Below are 24,920 nucleotides of genomic sequence, written 5' to 3' on the forward strand. Positions count from 1 at the left end.
CGCCGGCAGATGGATTCCCTTCCCCCTGCCGGGCATGTCATGGCTTCATCGTCACCAGCTGCTTCAGCACGCCATCCAGGCCGCCGAACACGGTGAGCTTGTCGATCTTCTCGGTGACCTTTTCCAGTGCCTCCAGCTCCTTGAGCCGCATCAGCACCGGGTTGTCCTCGATCAGCTTCGCGGTGTTGAGCAGCGAGCGCGTGGCATTGGCCTCCTCGCGACGCCGCACCACGTTGGCCTGCGCCTGCTTCTCGGCCTGTACGACGGCATTGAAGATCTCGCGCATTTCACCGGGCAGGATCACGTCCTTGACGCCAACGCCGAGCACCTCGGTGCCCAGGCCGGCCACGCGCGCGCGGACACTGCCCAGGATCTCGGCATCCAGCGCGGCCTTGTCGCCGAGCAGCTCATCCAGCGAGCGCGCCGACACCGCCTGGCGCAGCGCGAACTGCAGCTCGCGGTAGACCTGCTCGCCCACCTTGGCCACGCCGGTACGCGCCGCCACCGGATCGACCACGCGGGTGCTGGCCGACAGGTTCACCCGCAGCGATACCTTGTCGCGGGTCAACAGCTCCTGGCCGCCCACCTCCACGCTGTGCAGGCGCAGGTCCACCACGTCCACCACCACGTTGTTCTGCAGGTTCCAGAACGACGCCGGGCCGGGGCCGAGCGTGCATGCCAACTGGCCATCGATGAACACCAGTGCCGCGTGCTGCTCCGGCACATGGGTGGTCACCGTGTAGCGCGACAGCAGACCGATCTGGCGCAGGCGCAGCACCACCTCGGCCGGCACCTGCGGCACCGCCTCCAGGGGCAGCGTCTCTACCCGCACCGGCACCAGCCCACGCCAGTACAACTGGCGCGCGGCCGGGGCCAGCACATCGCACAGGCGGTCCTGGTAGTACACCAGGCCGATCTGGCGTGGCCCGATATCGGCCAGCAGGAAGGCCTGCTGCAACGACGCATCGTGGCGCGCCATCAGCAACCCGGCATCGGCGCCGTCGTAGCGCGGCGTGCGGATGTCGTGCAGCACGATCGTGCGCTCGCCGCGTGGATCGAACCAGCGGTGGGTGCCGGGGCCGAGCACGGCCTCGAATTGACGATTTCGATACACCAGGCCGCGCTCGCCGTCGCCGATCACGACCTTCCTGGTCCAGAACATGTGCATTCTCCTGTGGGCTCTGGTGGTGGCATCCGGTAGATCGATCGCGCGCCAGCCGGATACCGACCTGACGCGCGGGGTGCTCCGGTGGGGGCGGAAGAAGGTGGGAGCCCCGCGACGCCATCGCAGCGACGCCGTGGCGCTGTCGGCGTCGTACCCGCGAACGCTGCCACCTCGGCAGGCGTGGCAGGGTTGGAGCCGGTGCGCGTCCAGGGCCAGGGCCCGGCGGCGGTAGCGTTGCCCGGCACGCGCTCGCGATGGATTGCGATGCGGCGGCAGGGCGGGGGATCCCGGGTGGGCTTTCGCCCGGGTACAGCGGCGTGGAGCGGGAATCGAACCCGCGACGACAGGACGTGCCTGCCGCGCTACCAGAGCTGCGCAGTGACATGCCGGAATCGAACCGACCTCCACGGCTCGCGCCGTTGCCTGCACCAGCAGGCGGATGTCGCGTCGGATCCGAGCATCCCGGCATACGCCACGACAACGTCGCGCGCACCAGGCAGGCGGAAAAGCCTGCGCCGTTGAGATAATCGAATTGACGACGCATCAATATCGGGTGACCGATATCAATATGTCATGCACATAATCCCCCGTCGCCCGTGCCCCACACCAGGGCACAGCGCTTGCGCGCCTCGAAACGACACGTCCTTGTGGTCAGGCAGTCCTTGCCCGGGTGTGGACGATGGGGAGATACGGCATGGTGATCCTGGGGTGAGGCGACGCCAACGCAAACGAAAACGCCCCCGGATGCAGCATCCGAGGGCGTTGGCGTGCCTCGGAGATCGGTGACCGATCTCCGTGCAGGAAAGATCAGTCGGTGGTCAGTGCATCTGCTTTCCCCGCGCTGTCGCACGGACGCAGCGCGCTGTGCGCAGCGTGCAGTCGGTTGGCGATGGCGGAGAAACAACGGTGCATGACGGGCTCGGTTGGGTGGATGGGTGCCGCACACTGCGGCGATGGGCGCGAACATTACCGGGGTTTGTTTCAGTCCGCAAGCAGAAAATGAAACTTTTTTATTATCTCGTCGTTTCGCCCGCATCGAAAACGATGCAGCCGCCCTGCGGCGGCTGCGTGTCATCGGCGATGGACGGCGACTCAGTCCTGCTCGGCGCTCGCTGCATCCAGTTGCGCCACGTCCTCGTCCGACAGCCGCACCTGCGCGGCGGCCAGCACGTCCTTCAGCTGCTCGACGCTCGTGGCACTCACGATCGGCGCGGTGATGCCGGGGCGTGCGATCAACCAGGCCAACGCGACCTGGGATGCGCTCGCGCCGTGTTTGCCGGCGATGTCATCCAGTGCAGTGAGGATGCGCAGGCCACGCGGGTTGAGGTACTTGTCCACCACGCTGCGCCCGCGTGCGCTGCTCTTGGCCGCATCCTCGGCATGCCGGTACTTGCCGCTGAGGAAGCCGCTGGCCAGCGAGTAATAGCTGATCACGCCCAGGCCCTGCTCGCGGACCAGCGGCTCCAGGCCGGCCTCGTAGCCGCTGCGGTCGTACAGGTTGTACTCCGGCTGCAGCGTCTCGTAGCGGGGCAGCTTGTAGTCGGCCGATACCTTCAGCGCATCGTGCAGGCGGCTGGCGCTGTAGTTGGAGGCACCGATGGCGCGTACCTTACCCTGTTCGATCAGGCGCCCGAACGCGGCCAGGGTGGTCTCCAGCGGGGTGGACTCGTCGTCCTCGTGCGCCTGGTACAGGTCGATCACGTCGGTCTGCAGGCGGCGCAGCGAATCCTCCACGGCCGCGGCGATGTTGTCGGCCGACAGGCCCGGGCGCTCGGCCCATTTGGCCACTTTGGTCGCCAGCACCACCTTGTCGCGCTTGCCGCTGTGCTTGAACCACCGGCCCAGGATGGTTTCCGATTCGCCACCGGCATTGCCCGGCACCCATGCCGAGTACGCATCGGCGGTATCCACCAGGTTGAAGCCGGCATCGACGAATGCATCCAGCAGGGCGAACGAGGTCTTTTCGTCTGCGCTCCAGCCGAACACGTTGCCACCGAAGGCGATGGGGGCGACCTGGAGGCCGGAACGACCGAGTTCACGCGTAACAGTCATGGGTGATGTTCTCCCTGGGAATCGTTTCCACAGGATACGGCCGACGTGGTGACAGCGTTGCGGCAACAGGCACAAAACAGTGTTCCGGATTGCTGCGTCGCACTAACGTTTTGTGAACACCTGTACACGGTTGGCTGCTAGTCTCGCGCCATCCCGCTACCGGAAGCCCCGCCGATGAAAGCCCGTTCGTTGACCTGTGCCTGCCTGTTCACCGTCTCCACCCTGATGCTTGCCGCGCCGGCGATGGCGATCAAACCGGCCGGGCCGAACGCGCAGGTCGCGATCACGCCGGCCGTGCAGAAGGCGGTGCAGGACAGTCGCCGCGATCCGGCCAACGTCAAGCGCGATGCGTACCGCCACCCCGCGCAGACGCTGTCGTTCTTCGGCGTCGCGCCGGGCCAGACCGTCATCGAGGTCACCCCGGGCAACGGCTGGTATTCGGAAATCCTGGCCCCGCTGCTGCACGACTCGGGCCGCTACGTGGCCGCCGTGGTCGACCCGATGGCCGTGGCCGAAGGGCGCGGCCGCGACTACCAGCAGCGCAGCCGCGACGGCCTGGAGAAGAAGTTAGCCGGCACCGCCACGCTGTATGACAAGAGCACGATCGTGGCCTACGACCCGAAGGCGCCGACGTTCGGCCCGGCCAATTCCGCCGACGTGGTGCTGACCTTCCGCAACGTGCACAACTGGCGCAGCGCCAACCAGGCCGAGGGCATGTTCAAGGGCTTCTACAGCGTGCTCAAGCCGGGCGGCGTGCTCGGCGTGGTCGAACACCGCGCCAAGGCCGACGTGCCGGCCGATGACAAGACCGGTTATGTCGGTCAGCAGCAGGTGATCGCCATGGCCAAGGCGGCCGGTTTCGAACTGGCTGGCAGCAGCGAGATCAATGCCAATCCGCGCGATACCAAGGACCATCCCAATGGCGTGTGGACGCTGCCGCCGACCAACCAGCACGACAAGGCCGACGAGGCCAAGTACCAGGCCATCGGCGAAAGCGACCGCATGACCCTGCGTTTCGTGAAGCCGGCGCGCTGAGTTCGCCGGGGGATGGGACAATGGCCCATCCCCCGCGTTGTCCCGCCCGATGCTGATCGCCTTCAACAAACCCTTCAACGTGCTGTGCCAGTTCACCGACCGCAGCCAGCCGCCGCGGGCCACGCTGGCCGGTTTCGGCCTGCCGCCGGCGGTGTACGCGGCCGGGCGGCTGGACTACGACAGCGAAGGCCTGCTGCTGCTCACCGATGATGGTGGCCTGGCCCACCAGCTGACCGACCCACGGCACAAGGCCGACAAGACCTACTGGGTGCAGGTGGAAGGCAGCGTCGGGGATGACCAGCTGCAGGCGCTGCGGCGCGGCGTGGAGCTCAATGACGGGCCAACCCTGCCGGCGAAGATCGAGCGCCTCGATCCCGCGCCTGCGCTCTGGGCCCGCGATCCACCGGTGCGTTTCCGCAAGACCGTGCCCGACGCATGGCTGGCGATCACCCTGCGCGAAGGCCGCAACCGCCAGGTGCGGCGGATGACGGCGGCCGTTGGTCTACCCACGCTGCGGCTGGTGCGGGTGTCGATGGGCGCGCACGCGCTCGATGACCTGCAGCCCGGCCAATGGCGCGAGATCCGGTAGCGCAGCCAAAAAAAAACCGCCGGGCGTTGCCGGCGGTTTCGATGCGTCAACGCTGACCCGCAAGGATCAGGCGTCGCTGCCGATGTCGCTGTGTTCGTCCACCACGGTGCTGGCGCGACGGTTGCGGGCGCTGATGCGCTGCGCCTGGCCGTCCACCACCTCGCCGTTGGCGAGCTTCTTCTTCTGCTGCTTGCGGTACAGCGCGTAGCCGAGCAGGCCCACGCCCACCGCGGCGGCGGCGATGGTCACGGCCGGATTGCGGCGGACCACTTTCGCGGCGACCTTGCTGCCGGTCTTCACCGCGCCGAGGGCGGCGCCGGTCTTGATCCAGTCGGTGGCCTGCGGGCCGAAGTGGCGCAGGCTGCCGCCGGCATGCTTGAGGCCGTCGCCGGCGCTGCTTGCCAGATCCAGGGCGCGCTCGAGGGCGCGGTCGGTAATCACAGTCAGTCTGCTCATGGGGGGTCCTTTGCTTGGTTCCGATCCAGTGTGGGGCGTGGGCCGTGTAGGGCGTGTTAGCCGCCTGCCACGACCGGATCACGACTGTAGCCGCTTGCCCGGGCACCTGCCGTGGGACCGGACGACGCGGTCAGCCGGCAGCCATGAATGCGACGTTCGCGTTAGGTACCGCGGGGCTTGGCGCGGTGGGTGGCCGTGGCCGTCCACGGATCGTCCGGCCACGGGTGCTTGGGATAGCGGCCCTTCATTTCCTTTTTCACTTCGGCGTAGGTGTTGGCCCAGAAGTTGCGCAGGTCCTGGGTGACCTGCAACGGGCGGCCTCCCGGCGAGAGCAGGTGCAGGGTGAGGGCCACGCGGCCGTCGGCGATGCGCGGGGTGTCGGCCAGGCCGAACAGCTCCTGCAGCTTCACCGCCAGCACCGGGGCCTGCGGGCTGTGGCCGTCGGCGTCGAGCGCGTAGTGGATCGGGCGCTCCATGCCGGAGGGCACGCTGATGCGCACCGGCGCATGCCGGTCCACCGATTGGCGCTGCGCCCACGGCAGGGACGACTTCAGCGCCTCGCCCAGGCTCGCCTCGTCCAGTGCATCCAGGCGCGTCTTGCCGCTGAAGGCCGGCGTCAGCCAGCTGCGCAGGCTGTCCATCAGCGCCGTATCGGAGACGTCCGGCAGGTCGAGCTCGGGCATCCAGGCGCGCAGCGCCAGTGTGCGCGCCTGCCACTGGCGCAGGCCCTCGGTCCACGGCAGCGCATCGATGCCCAGTTCGGCCACGGCCTCGGTCAGCGCCTGCGCGGCGTGCGCCGGATCCACGCGTCCGGCCGAGCGGCTGTCCAGCACGATGCGGTCGAAGCGGGATTCGCGGCGCGCCACCAGGGCACGCTTGTCGGCATCCCAGCGCACCACGTCTTCCCGTTTGAAGCGGGCGGGAAAGTCGCGGCGCAGCCGGTTCTCATCGACCGGTGCGGCCCGCAGCAGCAAGGCATCGCGCGCTTCGTCGCGCAGCTCCACCGCCACCAGCCACGGCTCACCGCGCAGGTCGCTGGGATCGAACAGGCGCGCGCTGCGTCCGTTGGCCAGCAGGTACCGCAGGGGGTCGGTGGGATGGCGTGCGGCGATGCGGTCGGGGAAGGCGTGGGCGAGCAGGTCGCCGAGCCGATGTGCTTCCACCGAGGTCGGTGGCGCCGCCTCGCAGCGCAGGCGGCGGCGCCACTGTTTGCTGGCCGCGTCGATGGTGGCCAGCCCGCCCCGATTGGCCGTGTGCGGTGCACGGCCCTGGCGGAAGGCGGCCAGGGCGCGCCAGCGGGCGGCCAGCGCATCGCCGCCCTGGCGCAGCGGGTCGCGCGCTTCCACCAGTGCGGCCAGGTCGCAGGCCAGCGCCTGCTCCTCGCCGGCGCTGGCGGCCAGCAGCATCGCCGCCAGCCGCGGATGCGTGCCCAGGGTCAGCATGCGGCGCCCCACTGCGGTAAGCCCGCCGCCGTCGCTCAAGGCGCCGAGTCGTTGCAGCAGTTCGCGCGCGGCGGCCAGCGCACCGCTCGGTGGCGGATCGACGAAGCGCAGGTCGTCGCTGCCCCAGGCGGCCAGTTCCAGCGCCAACGAGGCCAGCTCGACCTGGGCGATCTCCGGCCGGCGCTGCGCCTCCAGGCGCTGCGACTGCGGCCACAGCCGCCACGCCCAGCCCTCGGCGACGCGGCCGGCACGACCGGCGCGCTGGTCGGCCGAGGCCTGTGCGATGTTCACCACGTCCAGCCGCGCGAAGCCGCTGTTGGGGTCGTAACGCGGCTCGCGCGCCAGCCCGGCATCGATCACCACGCGCACGCCGGGCAGGGTGACCGACGATTCGGCCACGTTGGTGGCCAGCACCACCCGGCGCTGGCCCTCGGGATCGGGCTGCAGCACGCGCGACTGCTGCTCCACCGGCAGCTCGCCATGCAGCGGCAGCACCTGCACGGTGGCCGGCAATGCCTGCTCCAGCGCGGCCTGGGTGCGCGCGATCTCGCGCTGGCCGGGCAGGAACACCAGCACGTCGCCGGGATGCTCGGCCAATGCCTGCTCCACCGCGCGGCGCGCCTGCGCCTCCAGCGCTTCCTCGCGGCGTGCAGGGAAATGGCTGATCGCCACCGGAAAGCCGCGGCCTTCGCTGCTCAGGCGCGGCGCGTCCAGGAACCGGGCCAGGCGCTCGCCATCCAGCGTGGCCGACATCACCACGATGCGCAGGTCCTCGCGCAGCTGCGCCTGCACATCCAGCGCCAATGCCAGGCCCAGGTCGGCGGCCAGGTGGCGCTCATGGAATTCATCGAACAGCAGCGCCCCCACGCCCTCCAGCATCGGGTCGTCCTGCAGCATCCGGGTCAGGATGCCTTCGGTCACCACTTCCACGCGGGTGCGCGCGGAGACCTTGTTTTCGAAGCGGATGCGGTAGCCGACCGTGCCGCCGACCTCGTCGCCCAGCTGGCGCGCCATGAACTGCGCAGCGCTGCGCGCGGCGACCCGGCGCGGTTCGAGCATGAGGATCTTGCGGCCCTGCAGCCACGGGGCGTCCAGCAGCGCCAGCGGCACCTGGGTGGTCTTGCCCGCGCCGGGTGGCGCTTCCAGGACCAACCGCGAGTGGGTGGCCAGTTGCGCGAGGATCTGCGGCAGCAGCGGGGAGATCGGGAAAATCGGCGTGCTCATCGGCCAAGGATACGGGCCGTGGGCGAGGGCGGCGAGACGCGTACGCCGGGGCCGTGCAGGCGGCACGGTAGAATGGGCGGGTTCACTGTCCTGTAGCCCCCCATGCACCTGATCGATATCGGCGCCAACCTCACCCATGATTCCTTCGATCGCGACCGCGATGCCGTGCTGGCGCGCGCGCGCGATGCCGGCGTGGTGCAGATGGTGATCACCGGCGCCAGCCGCGAGCACTCGCCGATGGCACTGGAGCTGGCGCGTCAGCACCCGGGGTTCCTCTACGCCACCGCCGGCGTGCATCCGCACCATGCGGTGGAATACACCGACGAGTGCGATGCGGAGATGCGTGCGCTGCATGCCCATGCCGAGGTGGTGGCGGTGGGTGAGTGCGGGCTGGATTACTTCCGTGATTTCGCCCCGCGCCCGGCCCAGCACCGCGCGTTCGAACGCCAGTTGCAGCTGGCCAGCGACGTGCGGGCTGCCGACGGCGCGCGCAAGCCGCTGTTCCTGCACCAGCGCGACGCGCACGCCGATTTCATGGCGCAGATGAAGAACTTCGATGGCCGGCTCGGCGCGGCGGTGGTGCATTGCTTCACCGGCGAGCGCCAGGAACTGTTCGATTACCTGGACCAGGACTGGTACATCGGCATCACCGGCTGGCTGTGCGACGAGCGCCGCGGCGCCCACCTGCGCGAGCTGGTCCGGCATATCCCGGCCAACCGGCTCATGATCGAGACCGACGCGCCGTACCTGCTGCCGCGCTCGCTCAAGCCGATGCCCAAGGACCGCCGCAACGAGCCGATGTTCCTGTCGCATATCGTCGAGGAACTGGCGCGTGACCGTGGCGAGGATGTCGACGTCACCGCGGCCAACGCGACGGCGGCCACGCGCGCGTTCTTCCGCCTGCCCGACGCAGCCTGATCCCCGTGTGCCGGGCCATGCCCGGCAACCGCGCAACGCACCACAGTGCCGGACCCGGTAGTGCCGAGCCATGCTCGGCAACCGCGCAACGCGCGGCCCACACCGTGCGTATTCAATGCCGGACCCGGTAATGCCGAGTCATGCCCGGCAACCGAGCAACGCGCGACAGTGCCTGATCTGGTAGTGCCGAGCCATGCTCGGCAACCGCGCAACGCGCGGCCCACACCGTGCGTATTCAATGCCGGACCCGGTAACGCCGAGTCATGCCCGGCAACCGCGCAACGCGCGACAGTGCCTGATCTGGTAACGCCGAGTCATGCCCGGCAACCGAGCAACGCGCGACAGTGCCTGATCTGGTAGTGCCGAGCCATGCTCGGCAACCGCGCAACGCGCGGCCCACACCGGGCGTATTCAGTGCAGCGCCCATACTGAAACAGCGGCTACGAAGCCCGCCACCCGGACACCGCACCGAAAAGCCGCCGAGCATGGCCCGGCGTTACGCGGGGGCGGTGACGACCCCGTCGCCAGCTGCCCACGCATCGGCCAGCCCTTCGCGGTAGGTCGAGAATCGCGGCTGCCACTGCAACGCCTCGCGCGTGCCACGGCTGTCGATGCGCTTGTTGCTGCCGTAGAAGCGCCGCAGCGAGGCAGGGACGGCCGGGTCATCCCAGGCCAGCGCGGCAGGCAACGGCAGGCCACTCAGCGCCGCTGCGTACGCCAGCACGTCCTGCGGCGGCGCCGGCTCATCGTCGGCCGGCAGATGCAGCGCGTTGCCCTGCGGTCGGCGCATCGCGGCCAGTACCGCAGTGGCGAGGTCTTCCACGTGCAGCCGGTTGAATACCTGGCCCGGACGCACGACCTGCCGCGCCTTGCCCTGCGCCAACTGCACCAGCGCGTTGCGTCCGCGTCCGTACAGCGCCGGCAGCCGGAACACCGCCGAGGCCAGGCCGCGCGCCCGCGCCAAGGCCTGCCACTGATGTTCGGCACGCAGGCGCTTCAGTGCGGTGTCGTCGGTGGCATCTGCCGTCGAGTGCGTGTCGATCCAGCCGCCATCGCGGTCGGCATACACGGCGGTCGAAGAGAGATAGCCCACCCAGCGCAGCGACGGTGCATCGTGCAGCGCCTCGCCGAGCAGCCGTAGCGCAGGATCGCCCTCGGCATCGGGTGGGACACTGCACAGGATCGCGTCGGCCGTTCGGATCGCCTCACGCACGTCCGCATCGATGGCGCATCCCTCGGCCAGGCGATGGCGTGGCACGCCGTCGGCCGGCGCGGTGGCCGGATCGCGCACGGTGCCGCTGCACGCAATGCCATGTGCGTGCAGCAGCGCGGCCAGATGCCGCCCGCTGTAGCCCAGGCCCAGCACCAGCACGCGTGCCGGCGCGGCGTCGGCGGCCATGCTCAGCCCTTGCGCTGCTGCTGGTAGGCCTGCAGGTGCGCATAGGCCACGGCCAGCAGTGGCGCCGCCTGCCCGGCGGCACGCGCGCGGACCAGCATGTCGCCGACGATATGCTCGGCCTCGACCTGCTGGCCGCCCTCCAGGTCGCGCAGCATCGAGGCTTTCAGCGCCGAACCGGCCTGCGTGGTCGCGGTCAGGGCGATCTCGCGCGCCTTGGCGGGAATCGGCTCGCCGGCCGCCTCGGCCACGGCCAGGCATTCGTCGTACAGCCCGCGCACGATCGCCGCGCCGTCATCGGTGGCCACGATCGTGCCCACATCGGCGCGCATCAGGCAGGTCGCCGCCGCCAGCGTGGTCAGGAAGGTGTACTTGATCCACTGCTCCTGGCCGATCGCATCGGTGGCCACGTGGTCCACGCCGGCCTGCACGCAGGCCGCCGCCAGCGCCAGCACCCGTGCGCTGCTGCCGGTGCCGTCGCGTTCGCCGAAGGTCAGCTTGGCCGCAGGCGCCAGATGCACCACCGCGCCATCGGCGGCCTTGGTCGCGCTGATGAAGCACAGCCCGCCCAATACCGCGTCGCGGCCGAAGCGCGCATCCAGATCGGTGTAATGGCGCAGCCCGTTGAGGATCGGCAGCACCGTGGTCCGCGGCCCCATCGCCGGCGCAATGGCCTCGATGGAACTGGCGAGGTCGTAGGCCTTGCAGCTCAGGATCACCAGGTCGAACGGCTGCGCCGCGGCCAGCGCCGGCAGCGCCTCGGCGGTGACGTACTGCACCGGGACGCTCGCATCGCCGAGCGGGCTGCGGATCACCAGCCCTTCGCTGGCCAGCTGCGCCGCGCGTGCCGGGCGGACGAGGAAGGTGACGTCCACGCCGGCTTGGGCCAGGCGGCCACCGAAATAACCGCCGGTACCGCCGGCGCCCAGGATCAGTATGCGCATTGGAATCTCACTGCTGTTGAACGCTCGTTGAGGCCATTGTGCCCCTATTCCCGCTGGCCTTGTGGCCAGGCAGGCCCGGATGGACCCGCCGGTGCGGCACTGCGGAAAGCAAAAGGCCCCGGCGAATCCGCCGAGGCCCCCTCCCGACCGGGCATCCCCGATCCACGATCAGGTGACGCTGTGGTGTCAGCTGCGCATGCCCACACCACGCTTCAGCAGCCACAGCGCCAGCGCGGTCAGCACCACCACGAAACCGAGCATCAGCGCGTAGGCCACCCACAGCGGCACGTCGCTGGTGCCCAGCAGGCCGTAGCGGAAGGCGTTGACCATGTAGAAGATCGGGTTGGCGTGGGTGGCGGCCTCGGCCCAGGTGGGCAGCAGCTTCACCGAATAGAACACGCCGCCCAGGTAGGTCAGCGGGGTCAGGATGAAGGTCGGCACGATCGCCACGTCATCGAACTTCTTGGCGTACACCGCGTTGATGAAGCCGGCCAGCGAGAAGATCGTCGCGCCCAGCAGCACCGTGGTCAGCGTCACCAGCGGGTGCGGGATGCGCACCGGGGTGAAGAACATGGCGATGATCAGCACGATCACGCCCACCATCAGGCCGCGCAGCACCGCACCGGACACATAGCCCCACAGGATCACCCAGTTCGGCATCGGGCTCACCAGCAGCTCTTCCACGTGGCGGCCGAACTTGGCGCCGAAGAACGAGGAGCTGATGTTGCCGTAGCTGTTCTGGATCACGCTCATCATCACCAGGCCCGGCACGATGAACTGCATGTAGCTGTAGCCGCCCATTTCACCCACGCGCGAGCCGATCAGGCCGCCGAAGATCAGGAAGTACAGGGTCATGGTGATGGCCGGCGGCACCAGGGTCTGGCCCCAGATGCGCAGGATGCGCGCCACTTCGCGGCGCACGATGGTCATCAGGGCGATGCGGTTGCGCTGGCCGTCGGTGAGGACGGGGGTCGGGGTAGTGCTCATGCCGCGTTCTCCTGGTTGCCGGTGAGGCGCACGAACAGCTCCTCCAGGCGGTTGCTCTTGGTCCGCATCGAACGCACCCGGATGCCCGCCGCGTTCAACGCGTCAAACACGCGGTTGAGGTCCATCGCGCGCGGCATGTCCACGTCCAGCGTGTGACCGTCGGTGGCGATCAGCGTGGCCCCCTCGATCTCCGGCAGCTGGGCCGGCACGCTGCCGTCGATGTCGAACAGGAAGCCTTCCACGTCCAGCTTGGCCAGCAGTTCGCGCATCGGGCCCTGGGTGACGATCTGGCCGTGGTTGATGATGGCCAGGTTGCGGCACAGGTGCTCGGCTTCTTCCAGGTAGTGCGTGGTCAGGATGATCGTGGTGCCGGCGGCATTGATCTCCTTGAGCACGCGCCACATGTCGCGGCGGATCTCGATGTCCACGCCGGCGGTGGGTTCGTCCAGGATCAGCAGGCGCGGGCGGGTCATCATCGCCCGGGCGATCATCAGCCGGCGCTTCATGCCGCCGGACAGGGTGCGGCTCATCACCTGGGCCTTTTCCCACAGGTGGGCGCGCTTGAGCTCCTCTTCGGCCATCTTCTCGGCCTCGGCGCGGGCCACGCCGTAGAAACCGGCGTAGTTGACCAGGATGTCGAAGGGCTTTTCGAACAGGTTGAAGTTGATTTCCTGGGGCACCAGGCCGATCAGGCGCATGGTGGCGCTGCGGTTGCGCACCAGGTCGCTGCCGAATACCTCGACCTGGCCCTCGCTGAGGTTCACCAGCGAGCTGATGATGCCGATCAGGGTGGACTTGCCGGCGCCGTTGGGGCCCAGCAGGGCGAAGAAGTCGCCCGGGGCCACGTCCAGCGAGACGCCCTTCAGCGCCTGGGTGCCGTTGTCGTAGGTCTTGCGGAGGTCACGCACCCGCAGGGCGGGGGCGGCGGAGGGCGCGGGAGTGTTCTGGGAAGCCAAGCTCTTGCCTTCGCGCCCATGGGCTGGCGCTGGATAGGGGCGGGGAGGGGCTATTATAGAAGACCCCGAGGGCTTGCCCCGGCTACACACTGTCCCGAAAAGTCGTGCCTGCCCAATTCCCCCTCAAACTGGTCGACCGGCGCATGCTGGCCCCGACCGTCGGCCACTACCAGTTCCTGCGTGATGACGGCCAGCCGCTGGATTTCCAGCCCGGCCAGTTCATCCAGGTCCATTTCGAGTACGCCGACGGCACCGCCACCAAGCGCAGTTACTCGCTGGCCACCATTCACAACCACGCCCTCGGCGCGGGCGAAGCGGTCGATATCGCGGTCAGTTTCGTCCCCGGCGGCGCCGCCACGGCCCTGTTCGAGGGCCTGGACATCGGCGGCCACGTCACCGCCAGCGGCCCGTTCGGCCGGTTCTGCCTGCAGCCGGGCGACCACAATGGCCGCTACCTGCTGATCGCCACCGGCACCGGGGTCACCCCGTACCGGTCGATGCTGCCCCTGCTGGCGACCGCCATGGCCGAGCGTGGCGTCGAGGTGGTCCTGCTGCAGGGCGCCCGCACCCCGGCCGAGCTGCTCTACAGCGACGACTTCCGCGCCTTCGCCGACGCCCACCCGGGCTTCCGCTACGTGCCGTGCCTGTCGCGCGAGCTGCCCGACAACCCGCACCCGGACGTGCGCCATGGCTACGTGCAGCAGCACCTGGCCGAGTTCGCGCCCAACCCGGCCACCGACATCGCCTACCTGTGCGGCAACCCGGACATGGTGGATGCCACCTTCGAGGCGTTGAAGGACGCCGGGCTGCCGACGCCGCAGGTGCGGCGGGAGAAGTACGTCAGCTCAACCCCGAAAAAATCCTGAGCGCGCCCTGCTTGGCAGGGCCGATCGCAAGCGTATGCTGCGGCCCAGGTTCAAGCGGGATGCTTGGCCATGCGTCAGGGAGTACCCCCGGAAGGAGTGTTTGCTGGTGCGCTGAAGCACCCGTACGTTCCCATCCTCATACAGGATGACGGCTCGTACCCGGTTGAAGCCATCGCCATCTGGATGCGCGCTGTAATGACGACTGGCTTCTTCCTGGATCGGACCAGACAGATCCGGTCGTGCCTGCGCTCACGTCGCGGCGCAATAGTGCGTCTCGATGGGCACTTCTTCTCAACGGGGGCACGACGGGTCAGTCTGACTGGCATCAAGCTCACCCATGACGATGACCTCGTTTGTGGCTGGCAGGCCGGACGTGTGACAGGTAAGACGCTGATCGTCTCATTCAGTTTGTCGGCCGGGTCCGAGAGTCACTTGGGCCAACCAGCCGTGTGCCTGCTGCTTTCTGGACACGCGCGACGAAGGGCAGGTAACTTGAAACCCTTCCTCATTTCGAGCGGTGGAGTGTTGGATGAGCACCATCAAGGTCATGGCGTCCACCGCTCTTTTGTCCTTCACCTTCTCAACGTTGGCTCAAAACGTTGACACAGGCCGAGGACGTTTCCAATGACCTGGGGGGGCGTCGATCTGAATGACGGAATCTCCAGGAAGCAGGCGAATGTGATGGCAAATTACTACTGCCATCTGTATGTGCCGGGATGTGGCGCTGTTTCCGAGGCCAAGAGTGTGCATGCCCGCTGGGAGGTCTCCGTTGAAACGGGCGTTGCGGCACGCCTTCATGCTGATGCCATTTACATCGAAAAGCATACCGGGAGGGCATCCTGGGGGAGTGGCCCTTCAATTTTCCTTCGGGATGTTATGGGCTCCCCACGACCTGCACCCAAGCCACTCAATGCAACGTTGAAGGCCCTCAGTGGTGATGATGCGGCGTCCGCCATGAAGATTCAATTTTCCGTATTGCCCTCCGGGTCGACCGCAAACCACCATTTCCTGCGCTCCTCTGCAGATGTGAAATGTGATCTCTCGGCAAGGCGAAGCGTGGAAAGCGGGAGGTTTCCGCCCAGAGAAGCGCAGGTCACACTCGTGGCGAGTTCAAAAAGATGCATGGCCGATGGCGCCGGACGGAGTCACCCTCGATAACGCCGTCGCGACCAGGCGACCGACTCACCATAAGAGCGCGCACCTCAGCGAAGTGATGCGCGTGCTGCTTCCGGAAACGCAGAAAGGGTTGCGCCTCCGAGCCACGTGACACGGGCAGGGCCGCCTAGCCCGGAGGCGCGCTGGCATCAAAACAGCTGCGTGCCGCCCTTCGCACAACCATTGGCGAGTAGCGGTGACGCATACCCGCCGCGACCCGCGAGGCCGCGGCGGGCGCAAGCCTCAACAGTCGGTGCCCAACCGACCCGAGCAGTTCTTCAATTTGCCCAGTTCCCACTTGTCGTGGACGGTCATCCCACTGGTGACCCAACCCCCGTTGTAAGGGCAGTTGGCCGTGACGGTGCAACCGTCGGGACCGAAGGGGCTGATGGTCTGGACCACGCAGCGCTGGCTGGAGGCGGCGGGGGAGATGTTCCAATAGGCGCGGCATTCCTGCACGGTGGCGCGGGGCGCCTCCGGTGGGCTGGCCGGTGCGGCGGGGCTGGCCGACGCGGTCAGCAGCAGTGAGAGTGCAAGGATCGTCTTGTTCATCGTCGTCCTCTTGGTGTGGAGTGCGTTGTCTCCGCCGCGGGGCCGCCATGCCCGCGGGCGCGGTACGGCCAAACGGTGGAGCGGGGACTATCGAACCGGCCCGGTGGGCGATCAAGGTGATCCGTTCCCAAAAAGCGGTGCCATGGAGCGAACTGTGATGGCACCAGATCCGCGACTGGATGGCCGCTCACATTTCCGCACCGCAGGCAGGGCCGTCCGGTGTCCGGGGCGATCAAGGATCCGGGCTGAAGACGACATGCTGCGCAGCGCGGCGATGGACAGTACCTGAGTCACATCCGCCGCAGGGCACCGTCATGGCAAGCTGAACCCTACAACCCAGGATGCGATCGAACATGCGAGCGTCGTGCCGTCCCCTGGCGGCCGGTGCAGGCGCAATGCCGCATGGCTGCCTTTGCAAAAGCCTCGCCATGCATCATTCCCACAGGGACTGGCCTCGCTATCGGCGCTGGACAGGGCCCGTTCCAGCGGTGGCATGTCTTCATGCCTGATCCTGCGCGGGCAGAGGCGATCCTGGATCGCGTGATCCACGCACCGCCACGCGCGGGGACAGGCTCAGCCGTCGAAGCCTTCCAGGTCCTGCGCGCCATCGGCGTAGTCGCCTTCCCACGCGGCGGCCTCGGCCAGCGCATCGGCGTCCAGCGCGCCCACGCGGCGGCGCACATCGGCGGCGCGTTCGGCCAGCCACTGCTGGAACGTGCCCACTTCCTCCGTTACCACGCCGCCTTCCAGCAGCCACACCACCGGCTCGGCGTCGTCCTCGGCTTCCGGATCAACCCCGAACGCCCAGCCATCGCCATCGGCGAAGTTCCAGCCGGCGAACATCACGTACCGCCAGGTGTACTGGCCGGCGCGCCGCGCCGCGCGCACCTCGGCGAAGTCGCGTTCCTCATCGGCGATCAGCGTGCTCACCTGGCGTGCGGCCAGCGGCGGCAGGAAGGCGAAGCCATAGTGCAGTTCGGCGGGCACGGCGAGCAGGGGATAGCCGTGCGCTGCCACGAAGGTGCGGTAGGCCTGCGGCAGCAGCGCCTCGAACTGCGCTGCGGAGGGGGCATCGTCGGGCAGCGCGCCATCCCGGCGCCAACTGGCATCGGCCGGCGAACTGCACACCTGGTCCGCCAGTCCGCTGGCGGTCAGGGCCTGGACCAGTTCTGTCCACGGCGAGGGATCTGCGGCAGGCTGCATGACGATTCCTTTCGCGCATTGAGGTAGCCACCGAGCGTACGTCAGGGGCTGGCTTCCCCGCCCGGGCATCGCGCCTTGCCGCACAGTAAACTGCGGCCGCCCCTCCGGCGCCCGAGGCGACATGTCATTGGATTTCCCCACCGTTGCCGTGCTCGGCTACCTGCTGTGCCTGGGCATCGCACTGGGCTTTTCGCTGCTGCTGCTGGTGCTGCGCGGGCAGCCGGCACTGCGCCTGTGGACGGCCAGCCTGTGGCTGCTTGCGCTGAGCCTGACCTCGGTCGCGCTGCGCGCGCAGTTGCCCGTCGTGCCCCTGGTCATCTTCGGCAACGCCGTGCTCGCCCTGTCGGCCGTGTTGATGCTCTATGGCGTGGCCCGCCACCTGGAGCGGCGGCTGCCACCGTGGCAGCCCGCCCTGCTGGCCGGTGTGTATGTCGCCGGTATCGTGGTGTTCGTGGTCCCCTTCCCGAACCTGGCGATCCGCTTGAACGTGGCCAGCCTGTTCGCGGTCCTGGTCAACGGCTGGATGGCCTGGCTGCTGGTCCGCCATGCACCGCCGGCGCAGCGCACCAGCTGCCGGCTTGCCGCTGCCATCTTCGCCGCCGAAGCCGGGGTGTACCTGGTGCGGCTGTGGCTGCCGGTGGCACCGGGTGCCGGGCAGGACATCTTCCGGGCCGGCGCGCCGATGTTCGCCACCTACCTGGCGGGGATCTTCCTGGAACTGGCGCGCTGCTTCGCCCTGGTCCTGCTGCTGGTCGAGCGGATGCTGGTGGACCTGCGCCGCGCCGCGCGCACCGATGGCCTGACCGGGCTGCTCAATCGCAGCGCGGTGCTGGCCGATGGCCAGGCGCACCTGCAGCACGGCCTCCGCGCGCAGCAACCGATGGCGCTGTTGCTGCTGGACGTGGATCACTTCAAGCAGATCAACGATCGCTGGGGCCACCAGTGTGGCGACCGCGTCCTGCAGCAGGTCGCGCAGGTGCTGGTGAGCTGCATGTCCAGCCCGCAGCACCTGCTCGGTCGCTACGGGGGCGAAGAGTTCGTCGTCCTGCTGCCGGGCGCCGGGCATGCCCGGGCGGTCGAGCTTGCCGCGACGATCCACGCCCAGCTGCGCCGGCATCCGGCGCAGGTGGGCACGGCGCAGGTGCAGGTCACCACCAGCATCGGGCTGGCGGTGGGATCGGGGCAGCACGATCTCGCGGCGCTACTGGCCGCCGCCGATGCCGCGCTTTACCAGGCCAAGGCCGACGGCCGCGACCGCACCGTCAGTGCCGCGCCAGTGGCCGCCGCCTGATCGCTGCGCCGCCCGCCGACGCCGCGGCATGGCATCGGTCACATCCAGCCTGCCCTGTCGTCATGGCATGCTGAACCCCTTCAATCCAGGATGCGATCGAACATGCGAGTTTCCTGCCGTCCCCTGGCGACCGGTGCAGCCTTGCTGCTGCTGGCCGCCTGCCAGGCTACCCCGGAGGCCGCGCCGGATGCGGCGCAACGCCAGTACGGACGCCTGACGTTCAAGCCGTGCACGCTGACCAGCACCCAGGCCAGCGACAACGTCGAAGCCCAGTGCACCACCCTGCAGGTGGCCGAGAACCCGGCCGCCCCGGACGGTCGCAAGATCGGCTTGAACATCGCGTGGCTGGAAACCAGCAATGAAGGCGAGGGCAAGCACGACCCGGTGTTCTTCCTGGCCGGCGGGCCGGGGCAGGCGGCCACCGAGGTGGCCGCGGTGATCAACCTGGCCCTGCGCGAAGTGCGCAAGCAGCGCGACATCATCCTGGTGGACCAGCGCGGCACGGGTAAATCCAATCCGCTGACCTGCGTGGGTGCCGACGGCAAGGAAATGACGCTGGACGACACCGCCACGCCCTCCACCCAGCTGATCGCCGACTTCGCGCGGCAGTGCGCCGCATCGCTGGCCGATCGCGCCGACACGCGCTTCTACACCACCACCCAGGCCATCGCCGACATCGACACGGTCCGTGCGGCACTGGGCGTGGACAAGATCAACCTGATCGGCGGCTCCTACGGCACGCGCGTGGCCCAGCAGTACGCCGCGCACTACCCGCAGCACACCCGCGCGGTGGTGATCGATGGCGTGGCCCCGAACGACGTGGTGGTCGGCGGTGATTTCGCCAATACCTTCGAGGCGGCCATCGACCTGCAGGCCGAACAGTGCCGCAAGGATCCGGTCTGCGCCAAGCGCTTCCCGGTGGACACGCGCACCCAGCTCAAGAACGTGATGACCGCGCTGGCCAAGGCTCCGGTCGAGGTGGAGTACCGCGACCCGGGCACCGCCGAGGCCAAGCGCGACGTGCTCACTGCCGATTCGGTCACCGGCCTGGCCTTCATGTTCTCGTACATGCCCGAGCTGTCCTCGCTGCTGCCGGTGGTGCTCGATGAAGCCGCGCACGGCCGCTACGCCTCGCTTGCGTCGCTGAGCAAAATGGCCGGCCGCTCGCTGGGCGTGCAGATGAATCGTGGCATGCAGTGGTCGGTGATCTGCGCCGAGGATGCCGACCGGTACCAGGAGCCGGCCACCAGTGACCGCCTGCTTGGGCCGGAAGTGGCGCGCATGTTCTTCGCCGCGTGCCCGGGCTGGAACGTCGGCACGCGCCCGAAAGACTTCACCGCGCCGCTGAAGAGCGACCTGCCGGTACTGCTGCTGTCCGGCCAGTTCGACCCGGTCACTCCGCCGCGCTACGCCGAGCAGGTGCTCAAGACCCTGCCCAACGGCCGTCACCTGGTCGCCAAGGGCCAGGGCCACGGCACCCTCAACGCCGGTTGCATGCCGCGCCTGCTCGGCCAGTTCATGGACAAGGCAGACGCCAAGTCGCTCGACGCCACCTGCCTGGACTCACTGAGCCCGGTGCCGGCCTTCACTTCGTTCAACGGATGGGCACCATGATCGTCGCCGAGAACCTGCATAAAGCCTTCAAGACCAAGACCGGCCTGATCAAGGCGGTGGAGAACGTGGGCTTCCATGCCGAGGATGGCCAGATCACCGGCCTGCTCGGCCCCAACGGCGCCGGCAAGACCACCACCATGCGCATGCTGTACACGCTGATGACGCCGGACCAGGGCAAGGTGCTGGTGGATGGCATCGATGCAGCCGCCGACGCGGTCGCCGTACGCCGCCGCCTCGGCGTGCTGCCCGACGCGCGTGGCGTGTACAAGCGCCTGACCGCGCGCGAGAACATCGCCTACTTCGGCCAGCTGCACGGCATGAGCGCGGCGCAGATCCGCGAGCGCACCCGGGTGCTGTCCAAGGCGCTGGACATGGACGACATCCTGGACCGGCAGACCGATGGCTTCTCGCAGGGCCAGCGCACCAAGACCGCGATCGCCCGCGCACTGGTGCACGACCCGCGCAACGTCATCCTCGACGAGCCGACCAACGGGCTGGACGTGATGACCACGCGCGCGCTGCGTGGCTTCCTGCGCGGCCTGCGCGACGAGGGCCGCTGCGTGATCTTCTCCAGCCACATCATGCAGGAGGTGGCCGCGCTCTGCGATCGCATCGTGATCATCGCGCACGGCACGGTGATGGCCGCCGGCAGCGCCGATGAGCTGCGCGCGCAGACCGGGGAAGACAATCTCGAGGATGCCTTCGTCAAGGTGATCGGTTCGGAAGAAGGATTGCACGCATGAGTTCGTTCGCCACGTTGTTGACTGTCATGCGCAAGGAACTGCGCGACCTTTCCCGCGACCGCCGCACCCTCGCGCTGACCCTGCTGCTGGGCCCGCTGCTGTACCCGATCCTGATCCTGGGCATGGGCAAGCTGGCCGAGAGCCGGGTCAAGACCCAGATCGACAAGCCGTTGGAGATCGCCACCATCGGCCGTGAAAACGCCCCCAACCTGGTGCGCTTCCTGGCCGCGCAGGGGCTCAACGCGGTGGATGCGCCCAAGGACCTGACCGCGGCGATCCGCGACCAGCAGATCGACGTCGCGCTGCGGATCAGCCCGGACTTCGGCAAGGACTGGGCGGAAGGCCGCCCGGCGCTGGTGGAGATCGTCAAGGACAGCACCCGCCGCGCTGCCGATATCCCCAGCATGCGCCTGCAGACCGCCCTGGCCGGCTACAACCAGCAGGTGGGCGCGCTGCGCCTGCTCGCCCGTGGCGTGGACGCCCAGGTCGCGCGGCCGCTGGACCTGGCCACGCAGGACCTGGCCACCGCCGAAGCCAAGCGTGGCCAGGTGTTGTCCTTCCTGCTGCCGGTGCTGCTCACCATCACCTCCTTCCTCGGCGGTGCCTACCTGGTCATGGATACCACCGCCGGTGAGCGCGAGCGGCAGTCGCTGGAACCGTTGCTGGCCACCCCGGCACCGCGCAGCGCGATCGTCAGCGGCAAGATCGTGGCCGCCTGCGTGGTCGGCATGGCCTCGCTGCTGCTCACCCTGCTGGCCTTCAAGCTGAGCGCGCAGCTCTCCAGCAGCGGGGCCGGGCGGCAACTCAACATGGGCTTCCTGCCGATGGCGCAGATGCTGTTGATCATGCTGCCGATGCTGTTCATCGGCACCTCCCTGCTGACCTTCCTGTCGGCGGCGGCCAAGAGCATGAAGGAAGCCCAGAGCCACATGACCTGGCTGATGCTGCTGCCGATGCTGCCCGGCTATGCGCTGATGGTGTACCCGCTGAAGAGCGAGCTGTGGCAGTTTGCGGTGCCGTTCCTGGCGCAGAACCAGATGCTGCTGAAGATCATCCGCCACGAGGCGATCAGCGCGCAGATGTGGGGCGTGTACCTGGCGGCAGGCTTCGGCCTGGCAGCGGTGCTGTGGTACGCGGCGGTGCGCCGTTACCACCAGGAGCGCCTGGCGATCTCCGGTTGAGCGAACGGGGCGATGGCAACAGTGCCATCGCCCCGAGCGGATCCGCCACGCGTTGTCGACCCGTCAGCGACCTGCGGTCGACGTTGCAGCCACGCATCGCCTGGCTGCCCCCACATCACGCCGTCGCGCCCCGGCTGCGCACGTACCGCGCCGGTGTCGTCCCCATCTCGCGCTTGAACACGGCAATGAACGCACTCGTCGTGTCGTAGCCCAAGCCCAGCGCGGTGCGCGTCACCGAGTCGCCGGCCAGCAGCTGTGGCAGCGCATGCAGCACGCGCAGGCGCTGCCGCCACTGCGCCAGCCCCATGCCCGTCTCGGCCTGCCAGCGCCGCGCCAGCGTACGGGCGGAGACACCGATCCGTGCGGCCCACGCCTCCACTTCGCGCCCGTCATGCGGCTGCTGCGCCAATGCCCGTGCCACCTGTCGCAGGCGGCGGTCACGGGGCTGGGCCAGTGCCAGCGGCAAGGGCGCGCTGGCGACAAGCTCATCCACGATCACCTCGGCCAGGCGCTGCTGGGCAGCATCCAGCGCTGCAGGCCGCCAGGCCAGCGCGCGGGTTATCGCCGCCTGCAGCAACGCGTCGGGAAACAGGACGCGGGGATCGGCCGGCAGGCGCGCGCTGGCCGCAGCACTGAAGTACAGGCTCCAGCCATCGAAGCCCTGCGGGGCGAGCAACGCGTGCGGCAGGCCGGGCGGGATCCAGGCCAGGTGGCCGGCCGGGAGCAGCCAGTGCGCACTGCCGGCCTCGATCTGCAACAGGCCCTGGCGCGCACCGATCAACTGGCCACGCGCGTGCTGGTGGCGCGGTATGCGCCGTGGGCCCACCGCCGGGTGGTTGCTGGCAGCGAACAGCAGCGGGCCGTGGGCGGCGTCGGCCAGCGTGGGGTCGATCAGGGCGGAGGATGTCTGATTTGCCATATCAATTGGCAGTTATACGACAGAACGGCCGGCGCCAGGATCGGACACTGGAGCGCCTCCCAATGAAAGGTCGCCCACCATGCGCCCCGAAGACCTGCTCCCCGACCACCAGGACCACGTGCACCGCGACGGCATCATCGTGCGCAAAGGCAGCGTGGGTGCGTTCCTTGCCAATGCCCGGGTGCTGCAGGACCCCGCTGCCAGCGCGGCCGCGCGCGCCAGCGCCGCGTCCGACCTGCGCGCATTGCTGCCGGGGCTGCATGCGCTGGGCCTGTTCGAGATCCTCGTCCCGCGCGATCCCGCCCTGCGCGACCTGGTCGACGCCGACCGCTGAAAAGAAAAGGCCCGGATCGCTCCGGGCCTTCCCATGACGGCAATGCTGCGGCGATCAACCGCCCGGCGCGAAGGCCAGGGTGCGGCGGGTGGTCACCGGGGCGCCAACCGGTTCGAACTTCCAGCGCTTGACCGCGTTGAGCGCCTCGCGGTCGAACACGCGCGACGGCGTCGCGCGCAGCACGCGGGCGTTGGTGACCGAGCCGTCGGTGCCGACGGTGATCTCCACCAGCACTTCGCCGGAGGTGCCCGAACGCAGCGCTTCGGCCGGGTAGCGCGGGGCCGGGGTGCTGACCGGGCGCAGGCTCGGCGCCGCGGCCGCCGGTGCGGCGGCCTGGCGTGCGGCGGCAGCCTGCTGGGCAGCGGCGGCCTGCTGGCGCTGTTCGGCCTCGCGACGGGTCGCGGCCTGGCGTTCGGCATCCTGGCGCTCGCCATCCCGGCGGGCGGCATCCTGCTGGGCGGCGATGGCGCGTGCCGCTTCGGCTTCGGTGGCCTGCTGCTGGGCCTGGCGCTGCTGGTCGGCCAGCTGCTTGGTGCGGTTCTCGGCGTCCTTCTTGACCTTGTCGGTCTCTTCCTGGGTGCGCTTGAGGGCGGTCTGCATGCCGCCGGTGATGCCCTGCTTCAGGCGCGGCAGCGCCGGCGCGGTGGCGTCCACCTTCTCGATCAGCGCGACCAGGCGCTGCGACTCGGCGAAGTCCTCGCGGCTCAGGCTCTGCTCGGCGGCGATCAGGGTGTAGGGCAGCAGGTCGGTGAGCGCGCTCTTGACCGAGGCGTCATCGGGGGTCTTGTCGCGCAGCGCCAGGTAGTACTCGATGGCGTTGTCGCCGGCCGGGGCGTACATGCGGTTCTCGCGCAGCGCCTTGCTGGCCAGGTCGCGCAGTTCCTCGGTGCCCATCGACTGGACCTTGGCCGACACCGCCGGTGCGGCGACCGGTGCGGCGGCGGGCGTTGCGGCCGGTGTGGCGGGTGCGGCCGGAGCCGTTTCGTCCTTGCCCGAGCAGGCGGCCAGGGCCACCAGCAAGGTCAGCGGCGCAAGCAGGCGCGCCTTGGCGATCGTGTTGACGTGCGACATCCAACTCCCCTTTGAAGACGACGATACGTAAGGCCCGATGCGGTCAGGCTGGCCGAGGCCCATGGACGTTTCCCGGCGTCCACGGCAGTACTGCAGGTGTGCAATCTAGCACCACCGCGCCCGGCCTGGGGCCGGGCGGCGAGGGCAGGCCGGCATCGTGACCGATGCCGGCGCCGCCGGGCAAGCGTCAGTGCGACAGCGTCTTGCTGGGCGTACCGCTCATCAGCTTGTCGGTGTAGGCGATGCCGATCGCCGACAGGATGAAGGCGGCATGGATGATGGTCTGCCACATCACCCCGGTGGAGGTGAAGGCGGTGCACTTGAAGGCAGCGGCGGCGGTCGGGCCGGCGGCCGCGACAGCGGTCGCCACGGCCTGGATGTAGACATCGCTGTTGCAGGAGGGAAGGCTGTCCAGGCTGCCGGCGGCGATGAACGTCTTCAGCAGGTGGATCGAGGAGATGCCGATGATCGACAGCGCCAGCTTCACCTTGAGCACGCTGGCATTGACGTGGCTGAGCCACTCCGGCTGGTCGGGGTGGTTTTCCAGGCGCAGGCGCGAAACGAAGGTCTCATAGCCGCCCACGATCACCATCACCAGCAGATTGGAGATCATCACCACGTCGATCAGCCCCAGCACCAGCAGCATGATTTCCTGCTCGCCCATGCTGTTGGCCTTGTGCAGCAGGTGCCACAGCTCTTTGCCGAACAGGAACACATACACGCACTGCGCCAGGATCAGGCCCAGGTACAGCGGCAGCTGCAGCCAGCGCGAGGCGAAGATCAGGGACGACAGGGGGCTGATGGGCTTCTCGGTGGCGCTCATGCTG

The 24,920-nt window shown here is 68.7% G+C and carries 22 protein-coding genes and 1 tRNA gene; 9 read left to right on the top strand and 14 right to left on the bottom strand.

Annotated features, from left to right (window positions below; translation table 11 throughout):
* Window positions 1-37: 37 nt before the first annotated feature.
* The 3 genes from AC06FD_RS14535 to AC06FD_RS14545 form a co-directional block, all read right to left on the bottom strand.
* Window positions 38-1,162 (bottom strand): slipin family protein, encoded by a 1,125-nt coding sequence (locus AC06FD_RS14535; RefSeq protein ID WP_478078189.1) that lies wholly within the window; start codon window positions 1,160-1,162, stop codon window positions 38-40.
* Window positions 1,163-1,478: 316 nt separating this feature from the next.
* Window positions 1,479-1,553 (bottom strand) — tRNA-Arg (locus AC06FD_RS14540).
* Between the two features lie 704 nt (window positions 1,554-2,257).
* Window positions 2,258-3,217, bottom strand: a complete 960-nt coding sequence (locus tag AC06FD_RS14545; RefSeq protein WP_478078190.1) for an aldo/keto reductase — start codon at window positions 3,215-3,217, stop codon at window positions 2,258-2,260.
* A 174-nt stretch (window positions 3,218-3,391) separates the two neighbouring features.
* Here AC06FD_RS14545 and AC06FD_RS14550 point away from each other — a divergent pair, with 174 nt between their 5' ends.
* Together AC06FD_RS14550 and AC06FD_RS14555 are read left to right on the top strand one after the other, a co-directional pair.
* Window positions 3,392-4,252, top strand: coding sequence for a class I SAM-dependent methyltransferase (locus AC06FD_RS14550; protein ID WP_478078191.1), 861 nt, complete (start codon window positions 3,392-3,394; stop codon window positions 4,250-4,252).
* Between the two features lie 49 nt (window positions 4,253-4,301).
* A complete protein-coding gene (locus tag AC06FD_RS14555; RefSeq protein WP_259209563.1) occupies window positions 4,302-4,841 on the top strand; it encodes a pseudouridine synthase in 540 nt (179 codons plus the stop codon).
* Window positions 4,842-4,907: 66 nt separating this feature from the next.
* On the opposite strand, the gene AC06FD_RS14560 is transcribed toward AC06FD_RS14555, so the two are convergent.
* Together AC06FD_RS14560 and hrpB are read right to left on the bottom strand one after the other, a co-directional pair.
* Window positions 4,908-5,297: a hypothetical protein gene (locus AC06FD_RS14560; protein ID WP_259209551.1), complete on the bottom strand. Its 390-nt coding sequence runs from the start codon at window positions 5,295-5,297 to the stop codon at window positions 4,908-4,910.
* Window positions 5,298-5,458: 161 nt separating this feature from the next.
* Window positions 5,459-7,963, bottom strand: a complete 2,505-nt coding sequence (hrpB, locus tag AC06FD_RS14565; protein WP_478078192.1) for an ATP-dependent helicase HrpB — start codon at window positions 7,961-7,963, stop codon at window positions 5,459-5,461.
* Window positions 7,964-8,065: 102 nt separating this feature from the next.
* Here hrpB and AC06FD_RS14570 point away from each other — a divergent pair, with 102 nt between their 5' ends.
* On the top strand, window positions 8,066-8,881 hold the full coding sequence (locus AC06FD_RS14570) for a TatD family hydrolase (protein WP_478048242.1): 816 nt from the start codon (window positions 8,066-8,068) through the stop codon (window positions 8,879-8,881).
* 496 nt (window positions 8,882-9,377) lie between these two features.
* On the opposite strand, the gene AC06FD_RS14575 is transcribed toward AC06FD_RS14570, so the two are convergent.
* The 4 genes from AC06FD_RS14575 to AC06FD_RS14590 all read right to left on the bottom strand — a co-directional run bounded on the left by AC06FD_RS14575 (window position 9,378) and on the right by AC06FD_RS14590 (window position 13,164).
* The gene (locus tag AC06FD_RS14575; RefSeq protein WP_478078193.1) at window positions 9,378-10,280 is read right to left on the bottom strand and encodes an NAD-dependent epimerase/dehydratase family protein; all 903 of its coding nucleotides are present in this window, start codon (window positions 10,278-10,280) and stop codon (window positions 9,378-9,380) included.
* A gap of 2 nt (window positions 10,281-10,282) precedes the next feature.
* Entirely contained in the window at window positions 10,283-11,221 is a 939-nt protein-coding gene (gene panE / locus AC06FD_RS14580; RefSeq protein ID WP_478078194.1) for a 2-dehydropantoate 2-reductase, read from the bottom strand.
* A gap of 186 nt (window positions 11,222-11,407) precedes the next feature.
* A complete protein-coding gene (locus AC06FD_RS14585; RefSeq protein WP_259208631.1) occupies window positions 11,408-12,208 on the bottom strand; it encodes an ABC transporter permease in 801 nt (266 codons plus the stop codon).
* A complete protein-coding gene (locus AC06FD_RS14590; RefSeq protein WP_478078195.1) occupies window positions 12,205-13,164 on the bottom strand; it encodes an ABC transporter ATP-binding protein in 960 nt (319 codons plus the stop codon). Before AC06FD_RS14590 ends, AC06FD_RS14585 begins: the two co-directional genes overlap by 4 nt.
* 104 nt (window positions 13,165-13,268) lie before the next feature.
* On the opposite strand from AC06FD_RS14590, the gene AC06FD_RS14595 reads away from it, so the two are divergent.
* Window positions 13,269-14,030, top strand: coding sequence for a ferredoxin--NADP reductase (locus AC06FD_RS14595; RefSeq protein WP_478078196.1), 762 nt, complete (start codon window positions 13,269-13,271; stop codon window positions 14,028-14,030).
* Between the two features lie 1,398 nt (window positions 14,031-15,428).
* Here the strand turns inward: AC06FD_RS14595 and AC06FD_RS14600 are convergent.
* Entirely contained in the window at window positions 15,429-15,737 is a 309-nt protein-coding gene (locus AC06FD_RS14600) for a hypothetical protein (RefSeq protein ID WP_478078197.1), read from the bottom strand.
* A 573-nt stretch (window positions 15,738-16,310) separates the two neighbouring features.
* A complete protein-coding gene (locus tag AC06FD_RS14605; RefSeq protein ID WP_478078198.1) occupies window positions 16,311-16,940 on the bottom strand; it encodes a hypothetical protein in 630 nt (209 codons plus the stop codon).
* Window positions 16,941-17,061: 121 nt separating this feature from the next.
* Here AC06FD_RS14605 and AC06FD_RS14610 point away from each other — a divergent pair, with 121 nt between their 5' ends.
* From AC06FD_RS14610 to AC06FD_RS14625, 4 genes are all read left to right on the top strand, one after another.
* Window positions 17,062-18,231, top strand: a complete 1,170-nt coding sequence (locus tag AC06FD_RS14610) for a GGDEF domain-containing protein (RefSeq protein WP_478078199.1) — start codon at window positions 17,062-17,064, stop codon at window positions 18,229-18,231.
* Between the two features lie 102 nt (window positions 18,232-18,333).
* Window positions 18,334-19,845 carry an alpha/beta hydrolase gene (locus tag AC06FD_RS14615; protein WP_478078200.1) on the top strand — a complete coding sequence of 504 codons (1,512 nt, stop codon included), beginning with the start codon at window positions 18,334-18,336 and terminating at the stop codon, window positions 19,843-19,845.
* Window positions 19,842-20,588 carry an ABC transporter ATP-binding protein gene (locus tag AC06FD_RS14620; RefSeq protein WP_259208642.1) on the top strand — a complete coding sequence of 249 codons (747 nt, stop codon included), beginning with the start codon at window positions 19,842-19,844 and terminating at the stop codon, window positions 20,586-20,588. Before AC06FD_RS14615 ends, AC06FD_RS14620 begins: the two co-directional genes overlap by 4 nt.
* Complete coding sequence (locus AC06FD_RS14625) at window positions 20,585-21,769, top strand: ABC transporter permease (protein WP_259208645.1); 1,185 nt, start codon at window positions 20,585-20,587, stop codon at window positions 21,767-21,769. Before AC06FD_RS14620 ends, AC06FD_RS14625 begins: the two co-directional genes overlap by 4 nt.
* A gap of 115 nt (window positions 21,770-21,884) precedes the next feature.
* On the opposite strand, the gene AC06FD_RS14630 is transcribed toward AC06FD_RS14625, so the two are convergent.
* Window positions 21,885-22,688 carry an AraC family transcriptional regulator gene (locus tag AC06FD_RS14630; protein WP_478078201.1) on the bottom strand — a complete coding sequence of 268 codons (804 nt, stop codon included), beginning with the start codon at window positions 22,686-22,688 and terminating at the stop codon, window positions 21,885-21,887.
* 79 nt (window positions 22,689-22,767) lie between these two features.
* Between AC06FD_RS14630 and AC06FD_RS14635 the strand changes: the two genes are divergently transcribed.
* Window positions 22,768-23,022 (top strand): hypothetical protein, encoded by a 255-nt coding sequence (locus AC06FD_RS14635; protein ID WP_478078202.1) that lies wholly within the window; start codon window positions 22,768-22,770, stop codon window positions 23,020-23,022.
* Window positions 23,023-23,076: 54 nt separating this feature from the next.
* Here the strand turns inward: AC06FD_RS14635 and AC06FD_RS14640 are convergent, their stop codons facing one another.
* Entirely contained in the window at window positions 23,077-24,093 is a 1,017-nt protein-coding gene (locus AC06FD_RS14640) for an energy transducer TonB (RefSeq protein WP_259208650.1), read from the bottom strand.
* 187 nt (window positions 24,094-24,280) lie between these two features.
* A complete protein-coding gene (locus AC06FD_RS14645; RefSeq protein WP_259208653.1) occupies window positions 24,281-24,916 on the bottom strand; it encodes a TIGR00645 family protein in 636 nt (211 codons plus the stop codon).
* Between the last annotated feature and the right edge of the window lie 4 nt (window positions 24,917-24,920).

The organism is Stenotrophomonas sp. Steno-Z1, assembly GCF_056393175.1.